This window comes from Mycolicibacterium aichiense (assembly GCF_010726245.1).
Taxonomy (GTDB): domain Bacteria; phylum Actinomycetota; class Actinomycetes; order Mycobacteriales; family Mycobacteriaceae; genus Mycobacterium; species Mycobacterium aichiense.
The window spans coordinates 4,305,959-4,318,332 of sequence record NZ_AP022561.1; the positions used below are offsets into that span (position 1 = coordinate 4,305,959).

Genomic DNA, 12,374 nt, shown 5'->3' on the forward strand with positions numbered 1-12,374 from the left:
GTGTCGTGGCGCAAGAGTGGGGCAAACCGTCGAGCACGGCTTGCCGGGACGAAGGAATTGAGGCGAGGAACTGCCGTGAGCAGTACTAGTTCACCATTCGGACAGAACGAATGGCTGGTCGAGGAGATGTACCGCAAGTTCCGCGACGACCCCTCCTCGGTCGATCCCAGTTGGCACGAGTTCCTGGTCGACTACAACCCGGAGCCGACGACCGACTCGGCCGCCGGCGGCAACGGCCAGTCCACGGCCACCAAGGCGCCCGTCGCTCCGCCGGAACCCGCACCGGCTCCCCCGCCGGCCAAGCCGGCGCCCGCCAAGCCCGCGCCGGCCGACAACGGCACGGCCAAGGCCGCACCGGCCAAAGCCCCGGCCAAGGAGGCGCCCGCCAAGGAGCCCGCACCCAAGCCGGCACCGGCGTCCTCGTCGGACGACGGCGACGAGACCCAGGTGTTGCGCGGCGCGGCAGCAGCCGTCGTCCGCAACATGAACACCTCGCTGGAAATCCCGACCGCGACCAGCGTGCGGGCCATCCCGGCGAAGCTGATGATCGACAACCGCATCGTCATCAACAACCACCTCAAGCGCACCCGTGGCGGCAAGGTGTCCTTCACGCACCTGCTCGGCTACGCGATCGTGCAGGCGGTCAAGTCATTCCCCAACATGAATCGCCACTTCGCGGAGATCGACGGCAAACCCAACGCCGTCACGCCTGCGCACACCAATCTGGGCCTGGCGATCGACCTGCAGGGTAAGAACGGACAGCGGTCGCTGGTGGTCGCCGCGATCAAGAACTGCGAAACCATGCGGTTCGGCCAGTTCATCGCGGCCTACGAGGACATCGTGCGGCGCGCCCGCGACGGCAAGCTGACCGCCGAGGACTTCGCCGGAGTGACGATCTCGCTGACCAACCCCGGCACGATCGGCACTGTGCACTCGGTGCCCCGGCTGATGTCCGGGCAGGGCGCGATCGTCGGCGCCGGCGCGATGGAATACCCGGCGGAGTTCCAAGGTGCCAGCGAGGAGCGCATCGCCGAGCTCGGCATCGGCAAGCTGATCACGCTGACGTCGACCTACGACCACCGCATCATCCAGGGCGCGGAGTCCGGCGACTTCCTGCGGACCATCCACCAGCTGCTGCTCTCCGACGATTTCTTCGACGAGATCTTCTTCGAGCTGGGCATCCCCTACGAGCCGGTCCGCTGGCGCACCGACAACCCCGATTCGATCGTCGACAAGAACGCCCGCGTGATGGAGCTGATCGCGGCCTACCGCAACCGCGGGCACCTGATGGCCGACATCGACCCACTGCGCCTGGACAAGACCCGCTTCCGCAGCCACCCCGACCTCGACGTGAACACCCACGGCCTGACGCTGTGGGACCTCGACCGGGTGTTCAAGGTCGACGGATTCGCCGGCAAGGAATTCAAGAAGCTGCGCGACGTGCTCGGGCTACTTCGAGACGCGTACTGCCGCCACATCGGCGTGGAGTACACCCACATCCTGGAACCCGAGCAGCAGAAGTGGCTTCAGGAGCGCATCGAGGTCAAGCACGAAGGACCGACGGTCGCCCAGCAGAAGTACATCCTGTCCAAGCTGAACGCCGCTGAGGCGTTCGAGACCTTTTTGCAGACCAAATACGTTGGGCAGAAGCGTTTCTCGCTGGAGGGCGCGGAAACCGTCATCCCGATGATGGACGCCGCGATCGACCAGGCCGCCGAACACGCGCTCGACGAGGTCGTCATCGGAATGCCACACCGCGGCCGGCTCAACGTGCTGGCCAACATCGTCGGCAAGCCCTACTCGCAGATCTTCAGCGAGTTCGAGGGCAACCTGAACCCGTCCCAGGCGCACGGCTCGGGCGACGTCAAGTACCACCTCGGTGCCAGCGGCAATTACATCCAGATGTTCGGCGAGAACGACATCGAGGTCTCCCTGACCGCGAACCCGTCACACCTCGAAGCTGTCGACCCGGTGATGGAAGGCATCGTCCGGGCCAAGCAGGATCTGCTGGACAAGGGGACCGGTGAAGACGGCTTCACCGTCATGCCGATGATGTTGCACGGCGATGCGGCCTTCGCCGGCCAGGGCGTGGTGGCCGAGACGCTGAACCTCGCGCTACTGCGGGGCTATCGCACCGGCGGCACGATCCACATCATCGTCAACAACCAGATCGGTTTCACCACCTCGCCGCAGGACTCGCGCAGCTCGGAGTACTGCACCGACGTCGCAAAGATGGTGGGAGCGCCCATCTTCCACGTCAACGGCGACGATCCCGAAGCCTGCGTCTGGGTGGCCCGCCTCGCGGTGGACTTCCGGCAGAAGTTCAAGAAGGACGTCATCATCGACATGCTGTGCTACCGCCGTCGCGGGCACAACGAAGGTGACGACCCGTCGATGACCCAGCCCTATATGTACGACGTCATCGACACCAAGCGCGGTGTCCGCAAGACCTACACCGAAGCTCTCATCGGCCGTGGCGACATCTCGATGAAAGAGGCCGAGGACGCGCTGCGCGACTACCAGGGTCAGCTGGAGCGGGTGTTCAACGAGGTTCGCGATCTCGAGAAGCACGAGGTCGAACCCAGCGAGTCGGTCGAAGAAGACCAGATGATCCCGCGCGGCATGACCACCGCTGTGGACAAGTCGCTGCTGGCCCGCATCGGCGATGCGCACCTGGCGTTCCCGGAGAACTTCAGCGTGCACCCGCGCGTCAAGCCGGTGCTGGAGAAGCGGCGCGAGATGGCCTACGAGGGCAAGGTCGACTGGGCGTTCGCCGAATTGCTGGCGCTCGGAACGTTTTTGGCCGAGGGCAAGCTGATCCGGTTCTCCGGACAGGACACCCGGCGCGGCACGTTCACCCAGCGGCACTCGGTGATCATCGACCGCAAGACCGGTGCGGAGTTCACCCCGCTGGACCTGCTGACCGTCAACCCGGACGGCACGCCGACCGGCGGCAAGTTGATGGTGTACGACTCGGCGCTGTCGGAGTACGCGGCCGTCGGCTTCGAATACGGCTACTCGGTGGGCAATCCGGACGCGCTGGTCCTGTGGGAGGCGCAGTTCGGCGACTTCGTCAACGGCGCGCAGTCGATCATCGACGAGTTCATCAGCTCCGGTGAGGCCAAGTGGGGCCAGCTCTCCGATGTGGTGCTGCTGCTGCCGCACGGCCACGAGGGCCAGGGACCCGACCACACCTCGGGCCGCATCGAACGATTCCTGCAGTTGTGGGCCGAGGGTTCGATGACGATCGCACTGCCGTCGACCCCGGCGAACTACTTCCACCTGCTGCGCCGCCACGGCCTCGACGGGGTGCACCGTCCGCTGATCGTGTTCACGCCGAAGTCGATGCTGCGCAACAAGGCTGCCGTCAGCGACATCCGGGACTTCACCGAGCAGAAGTTCCGGTCGATCATGGAGGAGCCGACCTACACCGACGGTGACGGCGATCGGAACAAGGTCACCCGGATCCTGTTGACCAGCGGCAAGATCTACTACGAGCTGGTGGCCCGCAAAGACAAGGACAAGCGAGACGACGTCGCGATCGTCCGCGTCGAGCAGCTGGCCCCGCTGCCCAAGCGGCGGCTGAGCAACACCTTGGACTCGTATCCGAATGCCACCGAGTTCTTCTGGGTGCAGGAAGAGCCGGCGAACCAGGGCGCCTGGCCGACATTCGGCCTGACGCTGCCGGAGTTGTTGCCGGAGAAGCTGGCCGGGATCAAGCGCATCTCGCGGCGCGCCATGTCGGCGCCGTCGTCGGGATCGTCGAAGGTGCACGCCGTCGAGCAGCAGGAGATCATCGACGAGGCCTTCGGCTAGGCCTCAGCCTCTTGCGGTCAATGTAGCCGCCGGCCAGGACGCCATGACGAATCGATGACGTCGGTCTGAAATCCGCACATTTGAAGCGAGTATGGATTTCATGACAATTCATCATGTGTTTGGCCACCATTGATGGCATGGCTACGTCGGTAAATTCTCAGGCGCCCGGATCTCGTCCACGCCGGCAGGCCGTGCTCGGTCAATTGCCGCGGATCACCCGCGCGGATGGAACGCCGATCCGCGTGCTGCTGGTCGACGACGAGCCGGCGCTGACCAATCTCGTGCAGATGGCTCTCAACTATGAGGGCTGGGACATCGAGGTGGCGCACAACGGTGAACAGGCCGCCCAGAAGTTCCGCGACGTCGAACCTGATTTGCTGGTCCTGGACATCATGCTGCCCGACACCGATGGCTTGCAGATCCTGAAGCAGATCCGCGAGAACGACCGGTATACCCCGACGCTGTTCCTCACCGCCAGGGACTCGGTGATGGATCGCGTCCAAGGACTGACCGCGGGAGCCGACGACTATCTGACCAAGCCGTTCAGCTTGGAAGAACTCGTCGCACGGTTGCGGGGCCTGCTGCGAAGGGCCAACGCGATGACCGACCCCAGCGAGGAAACCCTCAAAGTGGGTGACCTGGTTCTCTCAGGCCCTAGCAGGGAGGTAACCCGGGGCGGTGAGCGAATCACGTTGACCTCGACCGAGTTCGAGTTGTTGCGCTACATGATGCGCAACGCCCGGCGCGCCGTCACCCGCGCGGAGATTCTGGACCGGGTGTGGAACTACAACTTCGGCGGTCGCTCGAGCATCGTCGACCTCTACATCTCCTATCTGCGCCGCAAGATCGACGACGGACGGAAGCCGATGATTCAGACCGTGCGCGGGGTCGGCTACATGTTGCGCCCGCCCGAGGAGCAATGACCGCTTCGAAACGGTGGTGGAGGCGTCGCTCCCTGCGACGCCAGCTCGCCATCGGAGTGTCCTCCATCGTCAGCGTCGCCTTGATCGTGGTCGGCACGGTGGCGGTGATCAGTCTGCGCGACGAGGCGATTCGCCTCAGCGACACCCAGGTGGCGAATTCTCTTGCGGCGTTCTCCTATGCCTATGCCAAGTGGGACGCCCAGCGCACCATCGCCCCCGACGCGACCGGCATGCCGATGGGACGCGCGAGCGCCTTCCAAAACCAGGCGCCGGGCACAGCGATCGCGGTGGTTCGTGACGGCGCCGTGGTCTACTCCAATGTGTTTGCCGACGGCGCACAACTACCGGCGCCGGCCGATGCCCAGCGCGCCATGGAAGCCGTGAATTGGGCTGACAGCGGGCCGCGTACCGTCCAACTCGGTGAACTCGGTCCGTATCGGGCGGACAGCCGGGACGTCGGTGCCGGAGAGCGGCTGGTGGCAGCCGTTTCCTTGCGACCGGCCGAGAAGACGGTGGCGCACGAGACGCTCATCGTCGTCATTCTTGTCGTGCTGGCGCTGTTGGCCACCGGAATCGGCACGGTGTGGACGGTCAGTCACGCGCTCAAGCCTCTGCGACGCATCGCCGCGGTTGCCGGCGAGGTAGCGACGCTGCGGCTGGATGGAACAGAGACTCGCATCACTGCGCGTGTCGATGAATCCGACACCGACCCGGAATCCGATGTCGGAGTCGTCGGACACGCCTTGAACAGGCTGCTCATCAACGTCGACTCCGCACTCGCAGACCTGGCTGCCTCCGACCGGCGTATGCGGCAGTTCCTGGCTGATGCCAGCCACGAGTTGCGGACCCCGCTGGCCTCGATCCTCGGTTATGCGGAGCTGACCCGGCAGGACAGCGCGACGCTGCCGGAGACCACGGAGTACGCCCTGGCGCGCATCGAGGCCGAGTCCCGCCGGATGTCCGTACTGGTCGCCGACCTGCTACTGCTGTCTCGCCTCGAGGAACGAAATGATCTCGATATCGAGGACGTCGAGTTGTGTGACCTGGTGGCCGATGCGGTGAACGACGCCGCGGTGAGTGCGCCCGATCATCACTTCCACCTCGAGCTCCCCGATCACCAGGTACGGATCCGCGGCGACAGAGCACGCCTACACCAGGTACTGGCCAACCTGCTGGCCAACGCCCGCATCCATACTCCGGCCGGCGTCAATGTCACGGCGGCGGTCGGCATCGCACCCGGTGACCCGGCCACGGTGAAGATGGTCGTCAGTGACGACGGGCCCGGCATTCCCCCCGAGGTCATACCCAATCTCTTCGATCGATTCGTCCGCGCCGACAAAGCTCGCGCACGTGAGTCTGGTTCCAGCGGTTTGGGTTTGGCGATCGTGCGCTCCATCGTTCAGGCCCACGGGGGAACCGTGGAGGTGGAGTCAAAACCGGGGAACACCCGATTCACAGTTTCGATACCTCTGCACTCACCGAGTCCTCAAGATTTGAACTTCCTATGAGCTGGATGGCAGGTTGGCCAGCCGTTTCCAGAATCGAGATGTGGGACGGCAAGGCGGAAACCGCTCGCGGACAGGCTGTCAGCCGATGCGCTGGCCGCGTAGATCCCACCCGGCCTTCGGGACGACGTGAGGGATTGCCCTGATTATGACGTTGTCCCATCTGAGCTTTCTGATCGCCGGCTCCACCGCCGCCGCGATTACGGCCGGGCCGTAGGCATCGGCCGATCCTGGTAAGCCGGTCTCGATCAACTGAATCCAATGGTCGCCCGACCTCCTCATATCGTCGCCTGAAGGCTTCAGACCGCAAGCGCTTCTCACATTTGTTTCCGCTATGAGTTGAATGAGCAAGCGGCCGAAACCTTCTAGGCTAGAGGCGTGGGACGACGAGCGGAATCGACTACAGAACAACGGAGTTCGTTGACGCAGCCCGCCGCTCGAATTCAGCCCAGAACGAGTACAACCGATGAAAGGAATCGAGATGACCACTACCTTGCGCCGCCTGAGCCCGTTCATCATCGCCGGGGCCGCTGCCGCCGCGATTGCGGCCGCACCAGCCGCTCAGGCGTCTACCAGTGGTTCACCAGAGTGTCGTGAGTCCACCGGAACGTCGGTGTGCCAGAAGCAGGGGCACGCTTCGATCGTGACGACTCCACGCGACTCTGGAATGCAGTGGGGGTTCGGCAGCCAAGCCGGTCCCCTCGCCCCGATCTGGGCGCTCGGATAGCAGCCCTGCGCTAGATCGACCAAGGCCGCGGCGGATCCTCCTTCTGGAGGCTTCCCCGTGGCCTTTCGGCGTTCAGATCCGTTGCAGCACAGAAGTTTGCGTTCGATATGAGTCACGTGAAACGGCGCGCACACCGGCTTAACCTGGATGCATAGCGAAGTTCACTGTCAAACAGACTGTGCGACAGCGACTTCCGAATGCATGGCCTGTCTAAGGCCTCGCGGAAAGGAACCACCGATGACCACCAGACTCCAGGGCGCTATCGCGCCGCTCATTCTCGCGGGCGTCACCGCGGCGACCGTGGCTTTGGCACCAGTCGCCGGGGCGGCATCGAATACGGCGACATGCCGCGACAATGGCGGCGCATCACTCTGCCAGAGGCAGGGCCACGCGTCCATCAAAGTCGACAAGCCGTCCCGGGCGCCGCAGCCCTTCGGGTTCAACATCGGTTTCGGACCGATCGACCCAATGTGGGCCTTGGGTTGATCCGGCACACGGATCAGCGAGGTTGGCTCCCACTCGGCGGGGACCTCGAACTCGCGGGTGAGAGCTTCGCGATCGAATACCCGGAACTGGTGGCCAATGGCGCTGCTCGAAATGTCAGCCGGCGCCCTCAGGTATCTACCCGAAGTGCTCGACTTGGTCGCCAGCGGACCAATCGATCCTCTGGCGGTCCCCCCCACGGCGGTCAGCGGGGATCACAACGTTGGCTCCAGCCGGCGATCACGTTGGTGGTGACCCGCTGACGTGGCCTACGAGGACGACGCACACCGGCGCCCGCCATCACCTGTCCGGCGGCCAGCGGCAGCCGCTTCAGAAGCCGAAGTTGTTCAGCAAGTCCAGCGGGATCGGCGAGTTGCCATTCGCCAGATCCTGCATGGCGCGGGGGCAGAAGTAGGACACAGCCAGGCCCGTGAACATGGTGGCCGCGCCCAGCGGACGGCCCATCCGGTCAGCGACGGTGGAGGCGATGTCGGCGGTGTTCTGGCTGCGGTCCGCCAGCAGCGGGCAGATCGACTGCCCCATCTCGACGGCCTGCGCGGGGTCCATCCCGGTGATCCCGGCATTGCCCAACGCAGCCAAAAAGTCGTCGGTGGTGGTGTCCGCCTGCGCGGGCGCCGCCAGCGCGACGGCGCCGGCGATCAGTCCGGCAACCGCCCCGACGCTGGCCATACGGCGAAATGTCATGCTCTAAGCATCGCGGTCGACCATCCCGCTGTTACCGGCGGGGTGCTGAACCGATACCCTAGGTCCCATTAAACATGCGTCAAACAACTCGGAGGAGTCGTTCATGCAGGGGTTCGCCGGAAAGGTAGCGGTGGTGACCGGAGCCGGGTCAGGCATCGGTCAGGCACTGGCGATCGAATTGGGCCGGTCGGGTGCCAAGCTGGCCATCAGCGATATCGACACCGAGGGTCTGGCGATCACCGAAGAGCGCCTCAAGGCGATCGGTGTGGACGTCAAGGCCGACCGGCTGAACGTCACCGAGCGGGAGGCCTTCCAGGCCTACGCCGACGGCGTCAAGGCGCACTTCGGCAAGGTCAACCAGATCTACAACAACGCAGGCATCGCGTTCTCCGGTGACGTCGAGATCAGCCAGTTCAAGGACATCGAGCGGATCATGGACGTCGACTTCTGGGGCGTCGTCAACGGCACCAAGGTCTTCCTGCCCTACCTCATCGAGTCCGGCGACGGCCACATCGTCAACGTCTCCAGCCTGTTCGGCATCTTCTCGGTTCCCGGCCAGGCCGCCTACAACGCGGCCAAGTTCGCGGTGCGCGGCTTCACCGAGGCGCTGCGCCAGGAGATGATCCTGGCCAAGCACCCGGTCAAGGTGACCACGGTGCACCCCGGCGGGATCAAGACCGCGATCGCGCGCAATTCGACTGTGGCCGAGGGGCTTGATCAAGCGGCGATGGCCAGTGCCTTCGACAAGAAGCTGGCCAGGACGACGCCGGAGCGTGCGGCTCAGATCATTCTCGACGCCGTCCGCAAGAACAAGGCGCGGGTGCTGGTGGGCGCCGACGCCAAGATCCTCGACGTGATCGTGCGCATCACCGGTTCGGGCTACCAGCAGCTGTTCTCCACCGTGCTGCCCAAGCTCGCTCCCCCGATGCGCTGATCTTCTCAGCGCCCCAACGGGTGCGCGGACAGCCATTCCTCGGCGACCGACCGCGGATCGCGCCCTTGCGCGACGTGTTGGCGCATGTCGACCAGCGAGCCGGTGTCGAGTACGCCCGCGAGTTCATTGATCGCGCGGACCTGTGCGTCGTCGAGTTCGTTGCGACGGTAGAGCGGCACGATGTTCTCGGCCATCACCAGTTCCGGTTTGCGGTCGGCCAGGACGACCACATCACTCGGCACGCCGGTGTCGGCGGTCCCCGTCCATGCGGCCGTCATGTCGCCTGCCCGCAGCGCAGCGAACATCGTTGCCGCATCTGGAAATTCGCGCGGGGCAGGCAGTGTGCAACTACCGACCACAGTCGGCAACCCACGGACGTGCGCGGCCGCTCCGAGGCGCAGCCCGGCGCAATGGCTCACCAGTGCGGTCAGATCGCGGCTGCCCCACGCCGACGCGGTCGCATCGGTGACCGCCAGCGCGGGCTTGTCGTCGGCGGCGGTGGTGTAGTCACCGGCACCCACCCCCTCCGGCAGCACCCCCAGCAGAGCGCGGTACACCTGCGAATCCGAGCGGGCCGTGATGCCAGGCGCGAACTTGTGCAGCAGTCGTCCGGTGAACCCCGGCACCACACTGACCGCTCCGGAATCCAGTGCCTGCAACGGATCGTCGACGATCTCCACGTGCGCACCTGTCCCATAGGAGCGCAGAGCGGCGGCGTACAGATTGGCCAGCAGGGTGTATTCCGGGTCGGCTGTGGCACCCACGGCCATCGACGGTCCCGGCGCCGGCGACCCGCAGGCGACCGCCGCCAGGACCAGAAGTCCGAGCATCAGCCGGCGAAACATCGTCGGCCTCAGCACGTTTCGCTCAGGCTTCGGATGCCGCCGCCACCGCTGCGGCCACGGCCGGGCCGACCCGGGGATCCAGCGGGCTGGGCACGATGTGATCGGCCGCCAGGTCATCGCCGACGACGGAGAAGATCGCCTCTGCTGCTGCGACTTTCATCTTCTCGGTGATCCGGCGCGCCCCGGCGTCCAGCGCTCCGCGGAAGACACCGGGGAACGCCAGAACATTGTTGATCTGGTTCGGGAAGTCGCTTCGGCCGGTCGCCACGATCGCGGCGTGCTTGCGGGCCGCATCCGGGTGGATCTCGGGGTCCGGGTTGGACATTGCGAACACGATTCCGCCGGGGGTCATCGTGGCGATCAATTCCTCGGGAACGAGTCCGGCCGAGACTCCCATGAAAACGTCGGCGCCGTTGAGCGCCTCGGCGATCCCGCCGGTGAGCCCGCGCGGGTTTGTCCGGGTGGCGAGATCCGCCTTGACCGAGTTCATGTCGTCGCGGCCGGTGTGCAGGATGCCCTGGCTGTCCAGCACGGTGATGTCGGTGATGCCCGCGGCCAACAGAATGTTCGTACACGCGACTCCGGCGGCACCCGCACCCGACATGACCACCTTCAGCGAGTGCATGTCGCGATCGAGCACCTTGGTGGCGCCGATCAGGGCCGCGAGGACGACGATCGCGGTGCCGTGCTGGTCGTCGTGCATGACCGGGCAATCCAGCGCCTCGATCAGGCGGCGCTCGATCTCGAAGCAGCGCGGCGCCGAGATGTCCTCGAGGTTGACCGCGCCGAACGTCGGGCGCAGCCGGATGATCGTCTCGACGATCTCGTCGGGGTCTTTGGTGTCCAGCACGATCGGGATGGAGTCCAGCCCGCCGAAGGTCTTGAACAGCGCGGACTTGCCCTCCATGACCGGCAGCGACGCCGCGGGACCGATGTCACCGAGGCCGAGCACGGCGGTGCCGTCGCTGATCACCGCGACCAGCCGATTGGACCAGGTGTAGCGCGCGGCCAGGGTGTGGTCGGCGGCGATCGCGCGGCTGACCTGGGCTACGCCGGGGGTGTAGGCGATCGACAGTGCGCGCTGGGTGTCCAGCGGCGCCTTCAGCTCGACGGACAGCTTGCCGCCCACGTGAGCGGCGAAGATCTCTTCGTCGTCGATAACGACGCGGGGGGTACTCACTGTTTCGGACACGGCGTCAGGGTACTCGCCCCTAAAAGCTCACCGACCAGGGTCTCCCTGGCGTGAACTACGCCGACAACACTACTGGCGCGTAACATTTCCGCGGGGCCCGTCAGGGCCCCGCCTGCCGCTCAAGGGGAGGTCGGGTCATGCCGTCGTTTCGTCCACGCCCACAGGCTCTGCTGGGAGTGACCCGTACCCGATCCGCCCCCGTCGACGTCAAACGCATTCACGTGCCAGTCGCTCGGGCCATGGTCGACTGCGCGGTCTACGTCGAGGGTGACCGGCTTGCCGGCAAGTTCACCCACGCCGCCGCGCTGGAACGGGTTCGCGAGCTCGAGGCCGGCGGGCAGAAGGCGTTCGTCTGGATCGGCCTGCACGAACCCGACGAACATCAGATGCAGGCGGTCGCCGAGGTGTTCGGCCTGCACCCGCTGGCCGTCGAGGATGCGGTGCACGCCCACCAGCGCCCCAAGGTCGAACGCTACGACGACACCCTGTTCCTGGTCCTCAAGACGGTGACGTACGTGCCGCACGAGTCGGTCGCGCTGGCCCGTGAAATCGTCGAAACCGGCGAGATCATGGTGTTCGTCGGCCCCGACTTCGTCGTGACGGTGCGCCACGGCGACCACACCGGACTGGCCGGGCTTCGCAAACACCTGGAAGAAGAACGCCAGCACCTGGCACTGGGCCCGTATGCGGTCATGCACGCGATCGCCGACCACGTCGTGGACACCTACCGCGACGTCAGCGAACTGATGGAATGCGATATCGACGCCATCGAGTCGGAGACATTCTCGCCGCTGAAGAAGACCGACATCGAGCCGATCTATCTGCTCAAGCGGGAAGTCGTCGAATTGCGAAGGGCGGTCTCACCTCTCACCGTCGCACTCGGCCGATTCAATCCCGACTTCAAGGACCTGATGTCCAAAGAGGTGCTGCGCTATATGCGCGACGTCCTGGACCACGCGGCACAGGCGGCCGACCGGATCGAGTCCTATGACGAGATGCTGTCGTCGCTGGTGCAGGCCGCGCTGGCGAAGGTGGGCATGCAGCAGAACGTCGACATGCGCAAGATCTCGGCGTGGGTCGCGATCGCCGCGGTGCCGACGATGATCGCGGGCATCTACGGCATGAACTTCGAGCACATGCCGGAACTGTCATGGACCTGGGGTTACCCGGCGGTGCTCGCCCTCATGGCGACGGTCTGCGGGTTCCTCTACCTGAACTTCCGGCGCAACAACTGGCTGTGAGGC

The 12,374-nt window shown here is 65.3% G+C and carries 10 protein-coding genes; 7 read left to right on the forward strand and 3 right to left on the reverse strand.

Going from position 1 to position 12,374, the window contains the following annotated elements; genetic code table 11:
- The first annotated feature begins 75 nt into the window (after positions 1–75).
- From G6N32_RS20515 to G6N32_RS20535, 5 genes are all read left to right on the forward strand, one after another.
- Positions 76–3,816 (forward strand): multifunctional oxoglutarate decarboxylase/oxoglutarate dehydrogenase thiamine pyrophosphate-binding subunit/dihydrolipoyllysine-residue succinyltransferase subunit, encoded by a 3,741-nt coding sequence (locus tag G6N32_RS20515; RefSeq protein WP_115321610.1) that lies wholly within the window; start codon positions 76–78, stop codon positions 3,814–3,816.
- A gap of 137 nt (positions 3,817–3,953) precedes the next feature.
- Entirely contained in the window at positions 3,954–4,739 is a 786-nt protein-coding gene (locus G6N32_RS20520) for a response regulator transcription factor (RefSeq protein WP_115321611.1), read from the forward strand.
- Positions 4,736–6,247, forward strand: a complete 1,512-nt coding sequence (locus G6N32_RS20525) for a sensor histidine kinase (protein ID WP_115321612.1) — start codon at positions 4,736–4,738, stop codon at positions 6,245–6,247. The genes G6N32_RS20520 and G6N32_RS20525 overlap by 4 nt, the downstream gene beginning before the upstream one ends.
- A 478-nt stretch (positions 6,248–6,725) precedes the next feature.
- On the forward strand, positions 6,726–6,971 hold the full coding sequence (locus G6N32_RS20530) for a hypothetical protein (RefSeq protein ID WP_147292061.1): 246 nt from the start codon (positions 6,726–6,728) through the stop codon (positions 6,969–6,971).
- A 237-nt stretch (positions 6,972–7,208) separates the two neighbouring features.
- On the forward strand, positions 7,209–7,457 hold the full coding sequence (locus tag G6N32_RS20535; RefSeq protein WP_147292062.1) for a hypothetical protein: 249 nt from the start codon (positions 7,209–7,211) through the stop codon (positions 7,455–7,457).
- Positions 7,458–7,784: 327 nt separating this feature from the next.
- On the opposite strand, the gene G6N32_RS20540 is transcribed toward G6N32_RS20535, so the two are convergent.
- Positions 7,785–8,159, reverse strand: a complete 375-nt coding sequence (locus G6N32_RS20540; protein ID WP_115321615.1) for a DUF732 domain-containing protein — start codon at positions 8,157–8,159, stop codon at positions 7,785–7,787.
- A 103-nt stretch (positions 8,160–8,262) separates the two neighbouring features.
- Between G6N32_RS20540 and G6N32_RS20545 the strand changes: the two genes are divergently transcribed.
- A complete protein-coding gene (locus G6N32_RS20545; protein ID WP_115321616.1) occupies positions 8,263–9,093 on the forward strand; it encodes an SDR family NAD(P)-dependent oxidoreductase in 831 nt (276 codons plus the stop codon).
- A 5-nt stretch (positions 9,094–9,098) separates the two neighbouring features.
- Here G6N32_RS20545 and G6N32_RS20550 read toward each other — a convergent pair whose 3' ends face one another.
- Both G6N32_RS20550 and G6N32_RS20555 read right to left on the reverse strand, forming a co-directional pair.
- The gene (locus G6N32_RS20550; RefSeq protein WP_115321617.1) at positions 9,099–9,938 is read right to left on the reverse strand and encodes a glycine betaine ABC transporter substrate-binding protein; all 840 of its coding nucleotides are present in this window, start codon (positions 9,936–9,938) and stop codon (positions 9,099–9,101) included.
- A 22-nt stretch (positions 9,939–9,960) separates the two neighbouring features.
- The gene (locus G6N32_RS20555) at positions 9,961–11,130 is read right to left on the reverse strand and encodes an NAD(P)-dependent malic enzyme (protein WP_115321618.1); all 1,170 of its coding nucleotides are present in this window, start codon (positions 11,128–11,130) and stop codon (positions 9,961–9,963) included.
- 137 nt (positions 11,131–11,267) lie between these two features.
- Between G6N32_RS20555 and corA the strand changes: the two genes are divergently transcribed.
- Positions 11,268–12,371 (forward strand): magnesium/cobalt transporter CorA, encoded by a 1,104-nt coding sequence (gene corA, locus G6N32_RS20560; protein ID WP_115321619.1) that lies wholly within the window; start codon positions 11,268–11,270, stop codon positions 12,369–12,371.
- The last annotated feature ends 3 nt before the right edge of the window (positions 12,372–12,374 follow it).

Coding starts and splice junctions, on each gene's coding strand:
- G6N32_RS20520 (WP_115321611.1), top strand. CDS start 3,954: ATGGCTACGTCGGTAAATTCTCAGGCGCCCGGATCTCGTCCACGCCGG.
- G6N32_RS20525 (WP_115321612.1), top strand. CDS start 4,736: ATGACCGCTTCGAAACGGTGGTGGAGGCGTCGCTCCCTGCGACGCCAG.
- G6N32_RS20530 (WP_147292061.1), top strand. CDS start 6,726: ATGACCACTACCTTGCGCCGCCTGAGCCCGTTCATCATCGCCGGGGCC.
- G6N32_RS20535 (WP_147292062.1), top strand. CDS start 7,209: ATGACCACCAGACTCCAGGGCGCTATCGCGCCGCTCATTCTCGCGGGC.
- G6N32_RS20540 (WP_115321615.1), bottom strand. CDS start 8,159: ATGACATTTCGCCGTATGGCCAGCGTCGGGGCGGTTGCCGGACTGATC.
- G6N32_RS20545 (WP_115321616.1), top strand. CDS start 8,263: ATGCAGGGGTTCGCCGGAAAGGTAGCGGTGGTGACCGGAGCCGGGTCA.
- G6N32_RS20550 (WP_115321617.1), bottom strand. CDS start 9,938: ATGTTTCGCCGGCTGATGCTCGGACTTCTGGTCCTGGCGGCGGTCGCC.
- corA (WP_115321619.1), top strand. CDS start 11,268: ATGCCGTCGTTTCGTCCACGCCCACAGGCTCTGCTGGGAGTGACCCGT.